The sequence below is a fragment of the Chloroflexota bacterium genome (assembly GCA_016887485.1).
Classification (GTDB): Bacteria; Chloroflexota; Anaerolineae; order Anaerolineales; family Anaerolineaceae; genus Brevifilum.
This window is the reverse complement of record CP069394.1, coordinates 850,120-869,753: the sequence shown is the minus strand read 5'-3', so window position 1 is coordinate 869,753 and position 19,634 is coordinate 850,120. Positions and strand designations below refer to the sequence as shown.

16 protein-coding genes are annotated in these 19,634 nt (G+C 49.3%); 7 read left to right on the top strand and 9 right to left on the bottom strand.

Going from position 1 to position 19,634, the window contains the following annotated elements:
• Window positions 1-8: 8 nt before the first annotated feature.
• Genes JR338_03975 through JR338_03965 form a run of 3 tightly spaced genes read right to left on the bottom strand, consistent with a single transcriptional unit; the run spans window position 9 to window position 4,660 of the window.
• Entirely contained in the window at window positions 9-1,472 is a 1,464-nt protein-coding gene (locus JR338_03975; GenBank protein ID QRN83913.1) for a glycogen synthase, read from the bottom strand.
• 23 nt (window positions 1,473-1,495) lie between these two features.
• Window positions 1,496-3,478, bottom strand: a complete 1,983-nt coding sequence (locus tag JR338_03970) for an amidohydrolase family protein (protein QRN83912.1) — start codon at window positions 3,476-3,478, stop codon at window positions 1,496-1,498.
• A gap of 18 nt (window positions 3,479-3,496) precedes the next feature.
• Window positions 3,497-4,660 carry a competence/damage-inducible protein A gene (locus JR338_03965; protein QRN83911.1) on the bottom strand — a complete coding sequence of 388 codons (1,164 nt, stop codon included), beginning with the start codon at window positions 4,658-4,660 and terminating at the stop codon, window positions 3,497-3,499.
• Between the two features lie 100 nt (window positions 4,661-4,760).
• Between JR338_03965 and JR338_03960 the strand changes: the two genes are divergently transcribed.
• From JR338_03960 to JR338_03950, 3 genes are read left to right on the top strand one after another with little or no spacing between them, the layout of a single operon-like run.
• Entirely contained in the window at window positions 4,761-5,135 is a 375-nt protein-coding gene (locus tag JR338_03960) for a YraN family protein (GenBank protein QRN83910.1), read from the top strand.
• Window positions 5,132-6,067, top strand: coding sequence for a tRNA (adenosine(37)-N6)-dimethylallyltransferase MiaA (gene miaA, locus JR338_03955; protein QRN83909.1), 936 nt, complete (start codon window positions 5,132-5,134; stop codon window positions 6,065-6,067). Before JR338_03960 ends, miaA begins: the two co-directional genes overlap by 4 nt.
• Window positions 6,057-7,667, top strand: coding sequence for a long-chain fatty acid--CoA ligase (locus JR338_03950; protein ID QRN83908.1), 1,611 nt, complete (start codon window positions 6,057-6,059; stop codon window positions 7,665-7,667). The genes miaA and JR338_03950 overlap by 11 nt, the downstream gene beginning before the upstream one ends.
• A 63-nt stretch (window positions 7,668-7,730) precedes the next feature.
• Here the strand turns inward: JR338_03950 and ftsH are convergent, their stop codons facing one another.
• The 5 genes from ftsH to JR338_03925 all read right to left on the bottom strand — a co-directional run bounded on the left by ftsH (window position 7,731) and on the right by JR338_03925 (window position 12,797).
• Window positions 7,731-9,551 (bottom strand): ATP-dependent zinc metalloprotease FtsH, encoded by a 1,821-nt coding sequence (ftsH, locus tag JR338_03945; GenBank protein QRN84352.1) that lies wholly within the window; start codon window positions 9,549-9,551, stop codon window positions 7,731-7,733.
• 143 nt (window positions 9,552-9,694) lie between these two features.
• Entirely contained in the window at window positions 9,695-10,831 is a 1,137-nt protein-coding gene (locus JR338_03940; protein ID QRN83907.1) for an HAD family hydrolase, read from the bottom strand.
• Window positions 10,828-11,157, bottom strand: coding sequence for a hypothetical protein (locus tag JR338_03935; GenBank protein ID QRN83906.1), 330 nt, complete (start codon window positions 11,155-11,157; stop codon window positions 10,828-10,830). Before JR338_03935 ends, JR338_03940 begins: the two co-directional genes overlap by 4 nt.
• A gap of 72 nt (window positions 11,158-11,229) precedes the next feature.
• Window positions 11,230-11,787, bottom strand: a complete 558-nt coding sequence (gene efp, locus JR338_03930) for an elongation factor P (protein ID QRN83905.1) — start codon at window positions 11,785-11,787, stop codon at window positions 11,230-11,232.
• Window positions 11,788-11,909: 122 nt separating this feature from the next.
• A complete protein-coding gene (locus JR338_03925) occupies window positions 11,910-12,797 on the bottom strand; it encodes an SDR family NAD(P)-dependent oxidoreductase (protein ID QRN83904.1) in 888 nt (295 codons plus the stop codon).
• A gap of 127 nt (window positions 12,798-12,924) precedes the next feature.
• Between JR338_03925 and JR338_03920 the strand changes: the two genes are divergently transcribed.
• From JR338_03920 to JR338_03905, 4 genes are all read left to right on the top strand, one after another.
• Window positions 12,925-13,788: an SDR family NAD(P)-dependent oxidoreductase gene (locus JR338_03920; GenBank protein ID QRN83903.1), complete on the top strand. Its 864-nt coding sequence runs from the start codon at window positions 12,925-12,927 to the stop codon at window positions 13,786-13,788.
• Window positions 13,789-13,800: 12 nt separating this feature from the next.
• On the top strand, window positions 13,801-14,382 hold the full coding sequence (locus tag JR338_03915; GenBank protein QRN83902.1) for a TetR/AcrR family transcriptional regulator: 582 nt from the start codon (window positions 13,801-13,803) through the stop codon (window positions 14,380-14,382).
• Between the two features lie 252 nt (window positions 14,383-14,634).
• Window positions 14,635-15,765, top strand: coding sequence for a hypothetical protein (locus JR338_03910; GenBank protein QRN83901.1), 1,131 nt, complete (start codon window positions 14,635-14,637; stop codon window positions 15,763-15,765).
• A gap of 135 nt (window positions 15,766-15,900) precedes the next feature.
• On the top strand, window positions 15,901-16,575 hold the full coding sequence (locus JR338_03905; GenBank protein ID QRN83900.1) for a DUF4230 domain-containing protein: 675 nt from the start codon (window positions 15,901-15,903) through the stop codon (window positions 16,573-16,575).
• Between the two features lie 7 nt (window positions 16,576-16,582).
• Here JR338_03905 and JR338_03900 read toward each other — a convergent pair whose 3' ends face one another.
• Complete coding sequence (locus tag JR338_03900; protein ID QRN83899.1) at window positions 16,583-19,543, bottom strand: GAF domain-containing protein; 2,961 nt, start codon at window positions 19,541-19,543, stop codon at window positions 16,583-16,585.
• Window positions 19,544-19,634 lie beyond the last annotated feature (91 nt).

Sequence of the window (19,634 nt, the reverse complement as noted above, 5' to 3'; positions counted from 1 at the left end):
GCACTTATTTACTTTGAAGCACCTAATAATTCTTCATAAGCGGCGACATATTTGCGAGCAGAGTATTCCCAGGAAAAATCAGCCCGCATGCCATTGGCCTGAATTTGTGACCAGATATCCGGTTTTTGGTAGAGCCGGAAGGTCCGCTTGAGGGCAGTTGCGAAGGCAGAGGGATAGGGCTTGGTGAAGAGAATACCGGTGGATTCCTGAGGTTTTCGTGGTGAATAATGGATGGTGTCAGCCAAACCGCCGGTGGCCCGGGCGATTGGAACACAGCCATAGCGCATGGATATGAGTTGTGAGAGGCCGCAAGGCTCGTAGCGTGAGGGCATCATGAAGATATCTGCCCCGGCATAAAGCTGGTGGGCTAATTTTCCATCAAATTTAATGATGCTGCGAACCCGATCGGGGTAATCAACTTCCAATTGGAGGGCCATCTCCTCGACATAGGGGATGCCCGTGCCTAAAATGATTGCCTGCCAATCCTCATTCTTACAATGTTGGAGTCCTCGCAGGGCGATATCGATGCCTTTTTGTGGGTCCATTCGGCTGACGATGGTCAACAGGGGTGTTTCGGGGTTGATTTCCAGATTAAATTGCTTTTGCAGCGTTTCTTTGTTCTTCTTACGGAGGCCTAGGCTCTCCTGATCGTAATTCTGGCTCAAGTTGGGATCGGTTTGTGGGTCCCACCGTTCAGCATCCAGACCATTAAGGATCCCACTGATCACGTCCTTGCGTGTCTTGAGGAAATCGTCCAGTCCGCAGCCAAATTCCGGTGTCAAAATCTCTTCGGCATAATGGGGGGAAACAGCGATGATCCGGTCGGCGGAATACAATCCCATCGGAAGCGGGGCGTGCCTGGCCCATTCGGGCAGAATGGGATCGTCAATCGGCGGCAGGCCGTAATCCGTGAGTGCCTGCTGGACACCAAAACCCATGAAGGGCATGTTGTGAAGCGTGTGAATTGTTCGGGTGTCCTTCAAAGGCCCCTTGCGAAAGCGTTTTTTGGTCAGGGCATAAACGGATGTAGCGGTGTGCCAGTCATTGGCTTGGAGGATATCCACCCGCCAGTTGAGGAAATGGGGAAGCTCCAGCGCAGCCAATGAGAAGAAGACGAATTTATATCCATCTAAAATCGGATCAATGGAATAAACCGGGGATTTATCGTCAATGGGGTCGCCATCCAAAAGATAAATAGGAATAACGCCTTTGTCATAACGATAGACCTGGCATTTTTCGCTGCCATCGACTTTTGGTACATCGAATTCACCGATCAAGTGTGTATCGAAATCTCGCTCTTTGATGGCATAGTGGTAGGGGATCACCAGCCGAATATCCACCTCTGGCAGGTCCGAACCTGATCGGGTTGCATGATGGATGGCTTCCGGGAGCGCGCCGGCAACATCGCCAAGCCCGCCAACCTTGATGAAGGGTTCGGCTTCTGCGGCGAGGAAAAGAACGTTGAGGGTCATATTATTTCTTTTTCCGATCTGTGCTATTTGAGATGGGATTCAACGATCTCGATATAATCCTCGGTTTCTGCTGCTTCCGGTGAAGCGCCAAGGTTTTCGATCAACTCCGCAATTATCTTGGATTTCTTCTCGGCATCATCGCGGCTCCAGGTGCGGCTCTTGACCTCCAGGAAGTGACCAAGATCGGGTTTGATGAGTGTGTCAATGTTAATATAGAAGTCCACGCCTTTGTATTGGATCTTGAAACGGATGCGGTCCTTTTCGATATCCACTTCACTCCTCGGATCAAAGTATTCCCGGTAAAACCGCAGGGAGTGGGTAGCGGGGGCATAGTAGCGGCTGCGGGAAAGCATCACATCATGATCGAAAGCATCCTCACGGGTCACGCCAACCAGGGTTAGGCGGCCGCGGACATTGGTGATCTCGCCTGATTCATCGATGAATTCATCCTCACGGTAGCGCAGGCGGCCCTGGTTTTCATCTTCGAAGTAGAAATAAGTATCAAATTCATGGTAATGACGGGAGTAGATGACCTCAACCGAATCCTTTTTCAGGGCTTCGATGATGATATCTGGGTCCTTGACATGCACTTTGGCCTGGACTTCGAAGCTCTCCTGTTGCATCGCACCGCCGATGGCAATCAGCTTGGAGAGAACGGATTGTTCCCGTTCGATCAGGAAAGTGTCAATCCTCTTGGCATATTCCTGCGCATCCGCGATCAATTGATTCTCATTGAGTGTCAACAATTCCCGATCCCGCATCAGCCATTGGCCGTTGACCATCACATCGCTGATATCAGTGGCTTTGGCAGCATAGATCACCTGGGCATAAACGCCATTGGGGTCACGTTGGAAATTGGGGGAGTTGTGAAGTTCATTCAGATCCAGCAGGATCAGGTCAGCTCGTTTGTCGGGGACCAGTGAGCCGGTCAGGTGGTCAATATGGATGGCTTTGGCACCTATTGAGGTGGCCATAGCCAGGGTTTGCCTGGCGGGGAGTGCCGTGGGGTCACCGGATTCGCATTTGGCAACCATGGAGGCCAGGCGGATTTCCTCGATCATATCCAGGTCGTTGTTGGATGCGGGACCATCCGTGCCGATCCCTACATTGACTTTGTGATCCATCATCTTCTTGACCTTGGCAAAGCCGGAGGCCAGTTTGAGGTTGGAGGAGGGGTTATGGGCAATGCCGGCATGGGCGTGCTGGATTGTGCGCATTTCTCCTTCATCAATATGTACGCAGTGTGCGGCGATCACTTTAGCTTCGAAAATGCCGCGTTTTTTGACATAAGGCACAACCGGCATCCCGAATTCCTTGCGGATGTTCTCTACCTCGCCAGCCGTCTCAGCAATGTGAATATGGAGTGGCACATCATATTTCAGTGCCAGATCCGTGCAGGCTTTCAGAATCTCATCCGTACAGGTATAGGGGGCGTGTGGTGCGATGGCAGGGATGATTAAGGGATGGCCTTTCCAGGAGGCAATGAATTCTTCAGCGTATTTGAGTGCATCTTCATAAGAAGCCGCATCAGGGGTGGGGAACTTCAGAATAGATTCACTGCAGATGGCCCGTAACCCTGCCTCAGCTGTGGCCTCGGCAACATCCGCTTCGAAATAGTACATATCCACAAAGGTTGTCACACCACTGCGGATCGATTCGGCGCAGGCCAGTTGGGTGCCCAGGCGGACAAATTCAGGTGAGACGAATTCGCGTTCTACGGGCATCATGTACCCCATCAGCCACACATCCAGCCGCAGATCATCCGCCAGGCCGCGCAGCAATGTCATGGGGACATGCGTGTGGGCGTTGATTAACCCTGGCATCAGGATCTTAGCTTCGCAGTCCATCACGTTATCGGACTGGTATTGTTCCAGGATTTCCGCTTCCGGTCCCACAGCCAGGATGCTGTCGCCTTCAACAGCGAGTGCACCTGGTTTGTAGATATGGTATTGGTCGTCCATGGTCAGGACAGTAGCATTTGTAAAGATGAGGTCTGCTTTTTTCATTTTTCTCCTTAACAATAATTATTTTTGAGCAAGTTGGATTTTGCGCCTGAGGTAATCCAGGCTGGTATTTCTGGACCAAAGTGGCGCATGATCCTTCGGGCCTCCATAATGGCGAGTCGTGTTGTCATGGTCTTCGCCTTGGATGTAAACGATATAGAGCGTGACATGGGTATCCACAATCAGCGCTGCACCCAGGCAGGCATTCACATCAAGCTGCTTGGCATATTCTGCAACCTGGTTCTCAAAGAGGTCAATATCCTCGGGTTGGTCATCGAGGATGAAGCTCTTAAACTTCTTGGGATGTTCGGATTGGAGCTGCTCAATCAGAGTGCCGTCCAGCCCATATTCGACAACGCCCAGGCTGAGGTCTTTTTCGTTCAAGAGGGCATTGATCACGCCTTGCAGGGTTTCCTGATCACGGCCGTAAATGTTATTACCCAAGCGATCGAGGAGTTCCTGAACCACAGGCTGGGAGAGGGCAGCTGCTTCTTCTTCCGAGGAGGCTTTAGCAGTCACGCGGACATCAACCTGCCCGGGGTGGGCTAACAGCCCTACTGTGGGGTTGGCATATTCTTCCAGGTCACCGATCAGTTCATCAATTGCTGATTCACCTAATGAGGCAGCATGCAGAACAGTTGCTTTGATGATCCGGGTCTTCAATTCAAATTTCTGATGCAGGAATGGAATAATTGATTCGTGCAGGATGGTTTTCATCTCACTGGGTACACCCGGCAGGGAAATCACACAGGCTTCGCCCATATCCACGACATAGCACGGCGCGGTGCCGACCGGATTCTCGATGGGGAGTGACCCTTTGGGAATGTAGGCCTGTCGGCGGTTATTTTCAGTTGGTTTCCGGCCATAAAGCTTGAAACGTTCCTGAATCACTTCCCACAAATCTTCGCGATATTCCAGTTCCCGATCGGTTGCCATTGCGACAGCCTCGCGAGTGGGGTCGTCAACTGTGGGTCCCAGGCCGCCGGTGGTGATGATGATCTCCGCCCTGGTGAGGGCCTCTTTAATCGCTAAGGAGATCCTTCCGGCATTGTCACCGATAGTGGTGATCCTGTAGATATCAATTCCATGATCCCGAAGGGTCCGGGCGATATATGTTGAGTTTGTGTCCTGAATTTCACCTAATAATAATTCTGTACCAATTGTAATGATCTCTAATGTAGGCATTGTTCCTCCTACTGAATTTTAACCGATAATCCCCCTGAATTTCCAGTCCTGGCTCAAATTTCTTGACGCACCTTTCGCTTTAGCGTAGGATTAATTTATTATGGCAGAGAAACAGACTTACCAGCAGCAAGTGGGCCGACAGGGCGAAGATATCGCCGTAGATTACCTGCAAGAGCGAGGGTATCATATCCTGGATCGGAATTATCATTCCCGGTTTGGCGAGGTGGACCTGGTGGCTGAAATTGACGGAGTCATTGTCTTTGTGGAGGTCAAAGCCAGGACCAATAACCGCTTTGGGTTGCCAGAGGAAAGCGTGACACCGGAAAAGCTGGAAAAGATTTATGACACGGCTCTTTTTTGGCTTCAGGAACACACTGAGGTGCCGGATGACTGGCGGGTGGATGTGATCGCCATTCAGATGAATAAGGCCCATCATCCTCAAGATATTCAACACTTTATCAATATCGATTTATGACTAATACAAACAAACTCCCATTGGTGATTATTGTTGGCCCCACAGCTGCGGGGAAGACTTCCGTGTCCATTGATCTGGCTGAAAGGCTGGATGGTGAGATCGTCTCGGCTGATTCGCGGCTCTTATATCGCGGGATGGATATCGGTACAGCCAAACCCACCCAGGAAGAAAAGCGGGACGTGCCGCATCACCTGATCGATATGGCGGACCCGGATGACACCTGGAGTTTGGCGCTTTATCAACGCAATGCCTACCGAGTGATTGATGAGATCCATGCCAGGGGGAAACTCCCGATTCTGGTGGGTGGCACCGGTCAGTATGTGCGGGCGATCATTGAGGGCTGGCGGATTCCGCCTCAGCCGCCAAATTATGATTTGCGGGATGCGCTAAACAGGTGGGCGGATGAGATTGGCACAGAAGCCTTCCATGAGCGTCTGGCAAAGCTTGATAAAGAAGCCGCTGAACAGATTGACTACCGAAACGTACGGCGGGTGGTCAGAGCGATGGAAGTGATCCTGTTAACGGGTGAACGGTTTTCGGACCTGCGCCGCAAGCAGGAATGTCCCTATAAACCGATCATCCTTGGTATTTCCCGGACCAGAGAAGAACTTTACCAGCGCATTGATCAGCGAATTGACCTGATGCTTAAAGCGGGGCTGGTTGAAGAGGTCACCGCTTTGAAGGATGCTGGGTACGCACCCGATCTCCCAACAATGTCAGCGATTGGGTATGGAGAGATCCTCCAGTATCTGCAAGGCGAAATTTCCTATGATGAGGCGGTAGCTTTAATAAGGCGCAACACCCGGATTTTTGTCCGCCGGCAGGCGAACTGGTTCAAACCTGATGACCCCCGCATCAAGTGGTTTGACGCGCATGAGGACATGTTGGAACGGATGCTCTTAACGGTAAGGAGGGCTTTGAATGAACTATGATGATCGTCCTTGGTTGGCCCATTATGACGAGGGTGTGCCTGAGTCCATTGATGTGCCTGAAATTACTTTGGTTGATCTGCTGACTCAGTCAGTTGAGCGTTTTGGCTCCTCTACCTGTATTATCCATAATGGCAAAGAATGGACTTACGATGAATTGGATCGGGAGTCAAACCAATTCGCTCACGTTCTCTTGGCGCAAGGCCTGCAAAAAGGGGAGCGAGTGGGCCTTTTTCTGCCCAATACAGCAGAGTTTGTAGTCGGATATTACGGCATTTTGAAAGCCGGTGGGGTCGTTATGGCATTGAACCCCGCCTACACGCCTTCTGAGGTGCAAAAACTGGCGGAAGAATCGGGAATTCGCTTCTTGATGCTGCCTGCCCAGTCCTATCCAAAGCTGGAACCCCTCAGGCAAGCAACGCCGATCGAGCGGTTTATTGTAGTGGATGACGCTTCAGTTAATTTGGTGACAGGGGACATCTCCTGGGCCAAGGTGCTGGAAAGCGAAAATCCTGAAGCAGTTACCGGTGTCCAGATTGGCCCGGATGACCCGGCAGTGTTTCAATATTCGGGCGGCACTACCGGTACGCCTAAATGTGCCGTTGGGCTGCACCGAAATCTGGTGGCAAATGTCCACCAGTTCCGCCAATGGCTGGTGAACACCCACGAGGGACAGGAAACCGTTTTGGTTGCCATTCCCTGCTATCACGTTTACGGCATGGTTCTGGGGATGCATCTGACGATCCGCCTGGGAGCTCGGATGGTGTTGATTGCCAACCCGCGGGATATGGACGGGCTGCTTGGCGCGATAGAAACTTACAAGGCCACCGTTTTTCCGGGTGTGCCGAACCTGTATGCCGCGATCAACCATTATCCGGCTGTTTTGGCAGGGAAGTATGACCTCTCTTCTGTCAAAGCTTGCATTTCCGGCTCTGCGACGCTGCCAATGAAGGTGAAGCGTGAGTTTGAAGCGCTGACCCATGGACACCTGGTGGAGGGCTATGGTCTTTCAGAAGCGCCAACCGCAACGCACTGTAATCCCATCCTGGGTGAGAACCGAGAGGGCTCGATTGGTCTGCCGCTGCCGGGTGTGACCTGCCGGATTGTGGATTTGGAGACCGGAACTAAGGATTTGCAAATTGGAGAAGCCGGAGAATTGATCATCCGTGGCCCGCAGGTGATGTTGGGCTATCACCAGAAACCTACTGAGACCTCCCAAACCTTGCGGGAAGGCTGGCTGTTCACTGGTGATGTCGCTCGGATGGATTACAGTGGCTATTTTTATCTGGTGGATCGCAAAAAGGACGTTATCAAGGTCGGTGGATTTCAAGTCTGGCCTAATGAGATTGAAACCGTGATCCGGCAGCATCCGAAGGTCCGGGAAGTCGCCGTGGCTGGCGTGAAGGATGAAGATGGCGCTGAGGTTGCCAAAGCCTGGATTGTGCTAAATGAGGGGCAAAAGGCGTCGGCTGAGGAAATCAAGGTTTTCTGCAGAGCTGTGTTGACGCAATATAAGATACCGAAATATATTGAATTTCGAGAAGCACTGCCAACGACAGGTGTGGGGAAAGTCCTCCGGCGGGTTTTGGTGGCTGAGGAATAAAAAACCAGATAACAAAAAAGCTGCTTCATGTGTGAAGCAGCTTTTTTAATTTCAGTTTGTGTCTTAGAGTTGGACGGGGATCCCACCGTTCTTATCCACCGGGGTGGGGAAGATGGCGAGGAATTCCTTGGCATCCAGGGTTTCAACCTCAAGAAGTTTCGATGCAATCTGATCCAGTTCATCCCGATACTTGGTGAGAATGGCTTTCGCTTCGGTATAGGCTTCCTGAATGAGCTTTTGAATGGCGGTGTCAATCTGAGTGGCAATCTGCTCGGAGTAGTCCCGCTGTTCGGAGATCTCACGGCCAAGGAAGACCAGTTCTTCTTTCTTGCCATAGACCATTGGACCAAGTTCGTCGCTCATACCCAGGCGGGTGACCATCGTGCGGGCGAGTTTTGTCACTCTTTCAAGGTCATTGGAGGCACCGGAAGTGATGTCATTGAAGACGATTTCTTCGGCTGCCCGGCCGCCCAGCAGACCGATCATGTCACTGAGGATTTGCTTGCGGGATTTCAGTACCCGATCTTCTTCCGGGAAGGCGATGGTGTAACCACCGGCTTGACCACGGGAGATGATGGAGACTTTTTGGACGGTGTCCGCTTCCGGCAAAGCATTGATTACAACAGCATGGCCGGCTTCGTGATATGCGATGATCTTCTTTTCGCTTTCATTGATCAGGCGGCTCTTGCGTTCAGGACCGGCGATCACACGTTCAATGGCTTCCATGAATTCAGGTTGTTCGATCACCTTCTTGTTCCGACGGGCTGCAAGAATGGCGGCCTCATTTACCAGATTCTCGAGGTCAGCGCCGACAAAACCGGGGGTTGAGCGGGCAATATCGTTGAGGACAACATCCGGTGAAACTGGTTTGCCTTTGACATGGACTTCGAGGATTTCCTCACGGCCTTTGATGTCAGGACGATCCATGGTGACCTGGCGGTCAAAACGACCAGGGCGCAGCAGGGCGGGGTCAAGGATGTCAGGCCGGTTGGTGGCGGCGATGATGATCACGTTGGTGTCAGTGTCAAAGCCGTCCATTTCAACCAGCAATTGGTTCAAGGTTTGTTCACGTTCGTCATGACTGCCCCCCAGGCCAGCACCACGGTGACGGCCAACAGCATCAATTTCATCGACAAAAACGATCGCCGGAGAGTGCCGTTTGGCCTGTTCAAACAGGTCACGGACCCGGCTGGCGCCGACGCCGACGAACATTTCAACGAATTCGGAACCGGAAATGGAGAAGAAGGGGACGCCTGCCTCACCGGAGACGGCTTTGGCCATCAATGTTTTACCGGTACCCGGGGCACCGATCAACAAAACACCTTTGGGGATCCGAGCGCCCAGGGCAATGAATTTTTGCGGTTCACGGAGGAATTCGACCACTTCCTGGAGCTCTTCTTTGGCTTCATCCACACCGGCAACATCATCAAAGGTCACAGTGGGATGGTCTCCGGAGAACATTCTTGCCCGGGACTTCCCAAAGGACATTGCAGCATTGTTGTTGCCCTGTGCCTGGCGGAAGATGAAGAAGAACAATCCGATCAGGATCAGGAATGGCAAAATATAGCTTGCAACAGATAAGAGTTCGAGCATTGGGCTGGGCAGAAGGATATCAATGGTGATATTTTCTGCCGAGAGCTGCTCGGAGGTAACACCCAGCTCAAGCAACTGCGCTATGAGTGGCATGTTGGGATCTTTTGTTGAAGTGTTGACAGTATCACTATTTTTGTAAGTGATGGTCAGGTAACTATCATCTTCAGTAATGGTGTCTACCGTGCCAGCCTTGATATCCTCAGCAAGTCGATTGAAGGAAATTTCCGAGGAATCCATCGCCTGCTGATTTAAGGAAAAGAACACCATCACGATTATTGCCACGAAGAGCATTAAGTAGATGATATATGATTGGTTACGAGATTTCACATAAACCTCCAGCGATTTATAATCTTCGAACGTTAATTGATAATGACCATGGTATTATACCAATCTTAGGATGCGAAACCAACCACTCTAACAAAGGTTAATGAATCTTATATATTTATGGCTTGGCGTGATTTTCGCAGCATCATGCGGTCATGGCGTGAAACGGCGGCGATCAGTTGGGCCAAATCTGGCTGGTCGAACAATCCTTTTTCGTGGAGTGAATCGAGGATTTCCAGAGAGGCCATCCGGTTCTGATAGAATTTTTGGTAGGCTTCCTTGGGATCTTTTTGGTTATAGGATCTTTCCATGGCCCAAGAACTTGCATCCGGGGCGGGGATTACAGAAGTGGAGCCAGCAACAATTTGCTGCCATTGCGGTAAGTAGGCCTCAGCTTCCAGATCAGCTAGATACCAGAAAATCTCTATCAGTTCAGGTGTGGCATGGAAGGTGTCTTCCGGCAGGAAACGCAGCCAGTAATCCATCACAGCCGGTGTGGCGCGCATGATGGCTAGATTCGCTTCGGGGGAAAACTGTGGTTCGACGTACGGTTGACCTTTTATGGTCTCCAGCCAGCTTCTCACATCTGCAATGGTTCCCTCATTGCCTTTGTAGCCATTTTTCTCGGGGTGGATCTGGAAAGTTGGGAAGCCCAGGGCCTGCATGGGCTCGATATCCCGAATCGGGTCATCTCCAATCATCACGATTTTCCCTTCAGGCCAACCCAGCCGCCCCAAACATTCAGCATAATACGTCATGTGGGGTTTGGTGAAATGGAAGTGTTCGTAGGTGGTGAAGTATGGGAATGACTCTGGTTCCAACCCAGCCCACAAGATCCGCTCACGGGTTGCAACCTCCGGGAAAACGGGGTTGGTGGCAATTGCGAAATCAAAATGCTGCTGCTTGCACCATTCCACCAGTTTGAGCGCCTCGGGACGGGAGGCCGTGAGAGGTTTCAGCTTGGGATATTCATCTGTATAGAAATCGAGGATAGTTTCCTTGTGTGCAGCTTCGGTGGTTCCCATGGGCGCATAGAAATTCTCAGCGAAGATCTCTGACAAGAGTTTGCCGGGGTCTTGATTGCTTTCCATTTGTTTGACAGCAAAGGAAACCTGTTTTTGAATTGATTTGTTTGAACCGAGATCATTGAGTGCGTTTCCGAGGCTTGTGAAGTATTTCGGAAAAAACTGGTCTGTGTTCGTTGAAAGTAGTGTGTCGTCCAGGTCAGATAGTATTGTTAGGTTCATTCAACTTCCTTAAAGAGGTCCAAAATGGGGTGGCATTCGCCACAGCCAATATAGGGATTCTTGACATCCCGATGCATTTTCTTGCAGTAAGCACTGATCTCCACTTTCCGCCCAATGCCCAGAAGGCCCTTCTTGATTTCACCGGTCAGGATCATATTCGGACAGTTGTTGGCAAGCAGGATTTCCGGGACAGGGCAAGATTGGCAGTCCTTTTGGCTCCATTCGGAGGACGCATTAGTTAATAAGCGGCATTCTTCATGTTCGCGCCCGCGATAATAATCGCCATAGAAAAAGGGACATTCTTTTCCGATGCTTGGGATTCTCATAGCTTCCTGCCTTAATAATGAATCCCCTTGCGGGGATTCGGATTTTCTACTTAAAGGTGGAATTTGATTGGATTAAACTCGTGTCACGTAATTCCCGTTACGTGTGTCCACACGAATGACGGTGCCTTCCTCAACGAAGGAGGGGACAGTCACCTCAAGGCCGGTCTCGGTCATAACCTTTTTGGTCACGCCTGTGGCCGTGTCGCCGCGGATGGCGGGATCAGCGCGGGTGACCAACAGGTCCACTGAGGTCGGGAGTTCCATATCCAGAGCTTCCGAGCCAAAGAACATCAGCTTGACCTCAAGGTTCGGTTTCAGGTATTCCGCCATATTACCAACGATATCCTTGCTGATGGGATATTGTTCGTAATTCTGGTTGTTCATGAAATAATAGAACTGGTCATCGCTATACAGGAATTGGGCATTGTGATAATCAAGCCTGACATCCTGCACCCGGTTGCCGGAAATGAAAGTCATTTCCAGTGTCGTGCCCTTACGCAGGTCACGAGCTTTGATCTTGATGGTTGCGGAGCCACGGCCAGGTTTATTGTGGGAATATTCCAGCACTTTATACAGACTGCTGTCTTGCTCAAAGGTGACGCCTTTGCGGAGTTCATTTACATCGATCATATAAGTTTAATCCTCTTTAACTTCTGAAAAAATACCATGAGGATTATAGCCCAGTATGTTGATGATTACAAGGCTGACCCTCTATATAGATGTACACAATAATGAGTGAATGACTGGCCTGCTCAGGACTTGGGATCCTTCTCATCTAGACCGCATAGTCGCAGGGATAACTGCCAGAGGCGCTCAGCGGGTTCCTCTTGTTGAGCATAGCGGCTGGGATCAATGGGGTGGCATTCCTTGAAATACCACTGGTTTTGATAAGGTAGATGCGACCGGCAGGCCAGGTAAACGATGGTCTCAGCAGCGACCTCAGGTGGGTTGCCATGGCTGCTGCGCTTGCCCCAGAACCATTTCACAAACCCGTTGGTGTCTTTCGCGCCGATCTGGGTATTGATCAATCCTGGATCGACAGCGTAAGCTCGAATAGATGAGTTGGCACTAAATCTTCGATTGAAGGCCAGGGTGAAGAGGACATTCGCTAATTTCGATTGCTTGTAGGCCTTGAGAGTCCCATAATGGTGGCTGAACATCACGTCTTTCCAATGGATGCGGGTATGGCGGTGCGAACCTGAGCTGACCGTCAGCACACGTCCTTGAGGGGCACGCTGCAGGTAGGGCAGGAGCAGGTGGGTGAGCAGGAAGGGCGCCAGGTGATTGACCGCGAATTGCCGTTCGATGCCGTCTTCGGTCAGCGAATACCAGCTGGTCACTGCGCCGGCGTTGTTCACCAGTACATCAAGATAATCCGTGTCCCAATCCTTCAGCTGGGAAGCAACCTGGTCAGCCAATTCGCGGATTTGGGTTTGGGAGGAGAGGTCTGTTTGGATGAAACGGCACTCGGTTGCAGGGAAGTTTTTCTTGAGGACTTTCTCAGCAGCTTCAATCTTTTCAGGAGAACGGGCTACACCGATCAAGCGAAAGCCTTCTTCAGCCAATCCTTTCATCGCTGCCAGGCCCAGGCCAGAGGTTGCACCAGTGATCAATACAGTCTTTTTCTGTTTTATATCCACTTTATTTACTTTCTTATAATATTAACCAATTGATTACACCAATTAGTATAACCAAGCGCTTTACTTTTTGCAAGCTTGGGATTAGACTTAGGTTAAGTTTATCAAAAGAAGATTGAAAGGAAAGACCATGTCATATCGGGTTTGCATAACAGGTGCAGTGGGTGGTCTGGGTAAGGCGTTTGCCCGGGAATGCGCCTCCCGTGGGTGGGATCTGTTCCTGACGGATTTGTCCGATGAAAAATTAGCGCTTCTGGCAAGTGGGCTGGAGCGACAATATGGCGTTCAGGTGCTTTATGCACCCTGTAACTTGATTGAACCACGGGAGCGTGATGCTTTTTGGAAGCGGAACGCTGACCTGGGGGTCCGGTTTGATATGCTGATCAATGTCGCTGGCCTGGATTTTGAAGGAGCGTTGATGGACCGCAGTGGAGATGAAATTAATACGATCATCCGCCTGAATATTGAGGCAACGGTTTCCATGACCCGCTCAATGATCGATTCACAGCTGGGGGACCGACGACTGCATATCATCAACGTCAGCAGCCTGGCGGGGTTTTATCCGATGCCTTTGAAAGCTGTTTACGCCGCCTCAAAGCGCTTCCTTCTGGATTTCTCCAGAGCGATGCGTCAGGAATTGCGAAGTGCGAATATCCGGGTGATGGCGCTTTGTCCCGCTGGAATGGCAACCAAACCTGACACAATCCATAGTATCGATTCTCAGGGCTGGATCGGAAGAATCACGACCATGCAGACTGGCACTGTAGTCGCCAGAACGATTAACCGGGCCCTGGCAAACCACTCACTTTATATCCCGGGCGGTATGAACCAGGTACTGCGGTCACTGAGCACTCTTGTTCCACCGGACTGGGTGGCTGGGTTGATCCGCCGCCGTTGGGAAAAGACCCGTGAAATAGCCGCTCAATATGGCAGCCAGGAAAATGTCCGTGAGGGGCAAATGGCAAACCAACCTGAAGTTGCCCAATCCGCTTGAGATAGAGGAATTATGAGCCGAGAGAACGTAAAACAACACATATTGATCTCCACAATTGATGCAATTGAAAAACATGGGTTATCCAACCTGACAACCCGTCTGATTGCCGATGAGGCAGGGGTGAACAATGCTGCCCTTCATTATTACTTTGGTACGAAGGAACAATTGGTGGATGCAGCGTTGGATCAGACTGCGCGACATATGTTGGAAGATACCGAAGCATTCGTGAAGAGTGAAGGGCACATAGAGGAACGGATCAAGTCGATTTTGATCTATCTAATAGATGGCATTCAGAAATACCCGAATATTATTCGAGCCCATATGATTGGTCCTTTATTTTATAAGGAACGGCAGGAGAGTTTACTAAATTTGTTGGATTCTTGGATTTCGCTGACGGCTGAAGCGTTAATCCCATTTGTTGAAGTGGAAAAAATGACAGGGGTGCGGATGCACCTGAATATGATCTTCTCACAAATCCTGATGGCAGGTTTATTCAATTACCCGACTTCCGGCCAGACCTGGATGGATTTCCAGGATGAGAAAGTCCGGGGAGAATTCCTGGATGAGGCGATCCGTTTGCTTCTTAATTCATAATAAAGGATTGAGAAGAGACGGTAGAGAGGGAAGTTTATAAGTATTGTGTTTAACATGATTATGGGGGAAATTGCCTAATCTGGTTTTTATCCGATTAGCTAAATAGGTTTATAATTTCTTAAGGTAATAAATTGTCATAATTTGATCTGTGGAAACAAATTGATTCTTTAGGGTTCGCCAAACGCAACCTTGGATTTACTGTGTTGTTTAACATCATAGAAAAATCTTGAAGGTTGCCAGAGAAAGGTTATCATGATTAATATTCATAAAGTAGATCTGAAATCCAATTCTGAAATCGACCGATTTGTTCAATTTCCGTTTGACCTCTACGCCGGTCATCCGCAGTGGGTGCCGCCTTTCATTGTTGATGTTAAAACAATGATGAACCCTGAGAAACACCCATATTATGAGCATTCGGATGCTGAATTTTTCATCGCAGAAAAGGATGGGAAAGTCGTGGGCAGAATTGCGGCTTTGGAGAATAAACCCTTCAATAAATATCATGACGCCAAAGATGCTGAGTTTTATCTTTTTGAGTGTGTCAATGACCAGGAAGTGGCCAATGCCCTGTTTGAAACCGTAATGAACTGGGCAAAGGACCGGGGACTGACGAAGCTTGTTGGCCCGAAAGGGTTTGGCCCCCTGGATGGTTATGGCATTCAAATTGAAGGTTTTGAACATCGCGAAATGATGAACATGATGAACTACAATTATCCCTACTACAGGGATCTTGTGGAAAACCTAGGTTTCACCAAGGTTGTGGATTTCGTTTCCAGCTATATGGACCCCCAGAAGTTCCAGCTTCCTGAGAAGGTCCGTAAGGCAGCCGAAATTGCTAAGAAACGCGGCACCTTTGAGGTGATCGATTTCAAGAACAAACGTCACCTGAAGCAGTGGGCGGATCGGATTGGCGAAGCCTATAACAAAGCCTTTGTGAAGAATTGGGAATACTATCCGCTTTCTGCACGTGAGATCGAATTTGTGGTCTCCAATGTGATGACCATCGTGGACCCTGATCTGATCAAGATCATCACCAAAGGTGGGGAAGTTGTTGGGTTTGTGTTCCCCTTCCCGGATGTCTCCGCTGCAATGCAGAAAAATGGTGGTAAGTTGGGGCCGCTGGCAATAGTTCGTTTGTTCAGTGAGATCAAGAAGACGGATTGGATCTCTTTCAACGGTGTTGGTATCCTTCCTGAATATCAGGGTCTAGGCGGCAATGCGATTATGTACGCTGAACTTGAAAAGGCTATGCATCAAAACACGCAATTTGTCCATGCCGAACTGACACAGGTGGCGGAAACAGCGAAACAGATGCGCAAAGACCTGCAAAACCTGGGCGTCAGGTTCTATAAGAACCACCGGGTTTACCAACGGGACATCTAATTTATCAGTGAATGAGACAACCCCTGCCAACCCGGTAGGGGTTGTTTGTTTCTTAGCAGATGGCAAGTTTTACAAGGTATGTTTTGCAGGGTACACTAGAAATCCCTTTTCAAGAGAAGATGATTGAGGATAGCCATGGAAAAGCAAAAGAATCTTGGAAAAACACTCATTATCATATTATTGGTTGTATTGTTGGTTGCTACCATCGGGGCAATTATTTTCCTGACAGTTGGCATCCGCCAGACAATCGTTTCGACAGTCAGCCCGCTTCAGGAAGCCAACCAGGCAATTTCGGATCAGGTCAACCAACTGCTTCATCCCACGCCAACAGTGTTGCCGGACCCTGTGACTATCATCCGGGATGTCCAATCCATGGCGAGATTGGAAACGATCCAATATTCAGTAGAAAAAGTGATCACCGCGGAGATCAATCAGGGCGTTTTCGGACCGCTGTTTGGGGATAAGCTCCTTTTTGTAGCTCATGGATATGTGATTGCCGGTGTGGATTTGTCGAAGCTCACGGTTGAGGATCTGGCTATGGATGGTGATGTGCTAAGAGTGCATTTGCCGGATGCAGAAGTATTCGTTGCCACGCTGAATAATGACGATTCCTATGTTTATGACCGGACAACAGGGATATTTAAAAAGAGCGATCCAAATTTGGAAACAGATGCCCGGCAAGCAGCTGAGGAAGAAATTCTGAATGCTGCTATTGATGACGGCATACTGGAACAGGCGCAGATCAATGCAGAAGCCTTTATGGAAAGGCTGTTCAATGACCTCGGCTATTATTATGTCGTTTTTGAATGAGGGGAAATTAAAGAATTTGGTCGTAAAGAGTCACTAAGTTTCGACCAGCATCTTTGGATTGATAGGCTGCCTCGTCCGCCTGCTGGATGAGTTCCTTTAGGCTGCAATTATCTTTATTCATAATCGTAACGCCCTGGCTGATGGTGATCCAGAGGGAAAGGTTGCTTGGCGAGAAAGGTCTTTCTTCCACAGTCTTTCTGATCCTTTCAGCGACATCCAACGCACCCTCGTTATTGGTCTCAGGGAGCAGGATGACGAATTCCTCACCGCCATAACGGCTCAGGATGTCAATCGAACGCAGGTTGGATCTCAATCTTTGCGCCAATTCCATTAGGACCTGATCCCCAACATGGTGGCCATAGGTGTCATTCACCATTTTGAAATGGTCAATATCGAGGAAAATGACTCCTAACGGGCGGTTAAACCGGAGGGAGCGATCAATCTCACGGTAACCAAGTTCGCTTAGCCCACGTCGATTGTAGACGCCAGTGGTCATGTCCAAACGAGCCTGGTGCTGACGTTCTTCAAAAAGCTGGGCATTTTCAACCGCGATGGCGGCTTGCTGAGCGAACATGCTCATCAAGTCCTTTTCGTTTTCCGTGAATTTTCTGGATCGGTCAGAATTCATGATCCCGATTACACCCAGGAACCTCTTGCCAATCATCAATGGCGCAGCAATGGCCGCATGGATTGGGCTTTCCTGGTAACAGTCCATCTGACCATCCCAATTCTTGTAATCTTCCAACATCTCAATATGCTGGGTCTGGGCCACATAGCCCATCAGCCCTTCATTCATGCTGATGGTTTCGCCGATATAATCTGTAGACCCCATATTATGGCTGACCAGTATTTGAATGGTGTTATTTGATTGATGGACCAATCCTAGTTCACCTCCTGTTGCATGGAGGAGGTCGGTGGCCCGTTGAAGGATGGCTTGCAGCAAGTTCTTGAGACCCAGCTCCTTGGTGATGTCCGCTGTGGTTGCCCTAAGGGCTTCCAACTCATCCCCCCGGCGGCGCTCATTGGCGTAAAGGCGGGCGTTTTCCAGTGAGATCGCGACCTGATCGGCAAAGGCTGTCACCAGGTCAATCAGCTGTTTGTTGTCATAGAAATTCGGCTGGCTGTGGTCCAATGTGAGCATCCCAATCACACGGTCACGAACCTTCAAGGGAATGCCCAGCCAAGAACGGATATAGGAGTGGTCTTTGTCTCCGAAAATGCCATAGATATCTGGGGCGTCATTAAGAACATAGGGTTTTCCGGTCAGGATGACTTGGCTGTTTGGGTTGTCACCGGGAATTGGGAAGCGTGTTCCGACGGGATCAATTTTGGCCGGCCAACCTCGGCCGTCTTTAATTTCAAGGAAACCATTGTTGAGGATTTGGATAGATGCACTGTTAAAGGGAACGACTTCTGCCAACTGATCGAGAATTGAAGAGATGGCAACATTGGGATCAAGATTGCTGGCGACAATCGCGCCGGCCATGTGTAGTTTTTCTGCTTCCTGGGCTGATTTTTGAGCATTTTCAAGTAATCTCTGCTTGTAAATTGCCTGGGAGATTTGATAAGATGCCTGTTGGGCCAGATTAATCTCTGAGCTGACAAATTTGTGAGGGGTACTGAATCCAAAGATGACTGCACCTAGTTTGTGATTGTCTACAATGAGTGGCAGTGCGATAAGTGATCTGGTCTGGAACAAATCCTGGAGTTTTGGTGAAATAATATCAGATCCGCTGACATCCTCCAGGATCAGCGGCTGGCGGTTGGATAACACAATTTTGGTCACCGATGGATCTACCTGGTCCAGGACGGATTGGATTTGATTGCCAAAGGGCAATCCGTTATGGGCAGAGCCGGCGACCTTTTGTTTGTTTTCATCCCAAAGGGCGATGGAGCAGTTATCTGCGTTAATGAGTGTCAGGATTCGACGGGCAACAACATCTACCATCTCTTCAACATTTTTCGTGCTAAGAGATGCAATGGTGATTTCATTGAGCTGCTCAAGGAATTGTCTTTGACGATGTAATTCTTGCTGATTGCGGTATTGGACGATGGCATTTCCGATGATGCCACTGACGATCTTCAGAATATTGATTTCTTCATCTGTCCAGGCTCTCTCTTGTTGAACGGCATCAAATCCGATAAATCCAAGGATCTTGCCGGCATTGACCAGAGGGATCCCGATCAGAGATTTGACCTGACCTTTTTCTAAGGTACTCTTGAGTTCCTGTGCTTTTTGCGGTAATTGGGCGAGGTCGGTGATCAAGATTGTTTCATGTTTCTTAATCCTACTGACCCAATAGTCGTAGGAGGTGCATTCGAGATTTTGTAAATACTCGATTTGCGGCTCAATGCATTCCTGACACCATTCATGGGTATTGCTCATGGTGTTGGCCTCAGGGTTGAAAATAAAAACATAACTGCGATCAACTTTTACATATTGACCAACCTCAGCCAACAGCTTGTTGATATGGCTGTCAATATCATCCAACGATAAATTTATGAAATCAATGGAGAGCCTTGTGATGAGACGCTCAAATTCTGTTCGCCTAAGTAATTCGAGCTCTGAAAGCTTGAGATCGGTGATATCTCTGCCGGTTGACAGGAATTCCCATTCGCCGGTTTCAGGGTTTTGGATGTATTTATCAATCCATTGATGCCAGCGGATCTCTCCTTTGGAATCGATGATCCGAAGCTCAATCATCGCCTGCTGGTTATTATTATGAAATTTGGCGATGTGATCTTGTAATTTTTGTTGGTCATCAGGGTGGATATAGTCCAGGCAGGAGAATCCAATAAGTTCCTTTGGAGATTTCCCAAAGTATCTGCAATAGGATTTATTGGCGAAGATCAAGGTCCCATCCGCCAGCCATTTACAGATTAAATCCGGATGGTTATTGATGATATTGCTGTAATCATCGTGCGCTTTGGGGCTATTTATGATCTGGCTTGAGGCCTGAATTTCCATATTTCTCTTTTTAGTCAGATACCATTATGAGGGTGCTACTGTTATATATGCGTACAAACCTCTATATTTGTACGGAGGAATGAAATATTTG

Excerpts from the sequence above, each read along its gene's own strand:
- JR338_03975 (QRN83913.1), bottom strand. The coding sequence starts at position 1,472 with ATGACCCTCAACGTTCTTTTCCTCGCCGCAGAAGCCGAACCCTTCATC.
- JR338_03970 (QRN83912.1), bottom strand. The coding sequence starts at position 3,478 with ATGAAAAAAGCAGACCTCATCTTTACAAATGCTACTGTCCTGACCATG.
- JR338_03965 (QRN83911.1), bottom strand. The coding sequence starts at position 4,660 with ATGCCTACATTAGAGATCATTACAATTGGTACAGAATTATTATTAGGT.
- JR338_03960 (QRN83910.1), top strand. The coding sequence starts at position 4,761 with ATGGCAGAGAAACAGACTTACCAGCAGCAAGTGGGCCGACAGGGCGAA.
- miaA (QRN83909.1), top strand. The coding sequence starts at position 5,132 with ATGACTAATACAAACAAACTCCCATTGGTGATTATTGTTGGCCCCACA.
- JR338_03950 (QRN83908.1), top strand. The coding sequence starts at position 6,057 with ATGAACTATGATGATCGTCCTTGGTTGGCCCATTATGACGAGGGTGTG.
- ftsH (QRN84352.1), bottom strand. The coding sequence starts at position 9,551 with ATGCTCTTCGTGGCAATAATCGTGATGGTGTTCTTTTCCTTAAATCAG.
- JR338_03940 (QRN83907.1), bottom strand. The coding sequence starts at position 10,831 with ATGAACCTAACAATACTATCTGACCTGGACGACACACTACTTTCAACG.
- JR338_03935 (QRN83906.1), bottom strand. The coding sequence starts at position 11,157 with ATGAGAATCCCAAGCATCGGAAAAGAATGTCCCTTTTTCTATGGCGAT.
- efp (QRN83905.1), bottom strand. The coding sequence starts at position 11,787 with ATGATCGATGTAAATGAACTCCGCAAAGGCGTCACCTTTGAGCAAGAC.
- JR338_03920 (QRN83903.1), top strand. The coding sequence starts at position 12,925 with ATGTCATATCGGGTTTGCATAACAGGTGCAGTGGGTGGTCTGGGTAAG.
- JR338_03915 (QRN83902.1), top strand. The coding sequence starts at position 13,801 with ATGAGCCGAGAGAACGTAAAACAACACATATTGATCTCCACAATTGAT.
- JR338_03910 (QRN83901.1), top strand. The coding sequence starts at position 14,635 with ATGATTAATATTCATAAAGTAGATCTGAAATCCAATTCTGAAATCGAC.
- JR338_03905 (QRN83900.1), top strand. The coding sequence starts at position 15,901 with ATGGAAAAGCAAAAGAATCTTGGAAAAACACTCATTATCATATTATTG.
- JR338_03900 (QRN83899.1), bottom strand. The coding sequence starts at position 19,543 with ATGGAAATTCAGGCCTCAAGCCAGATCATAAATAGCCCCAAAGCGCAC.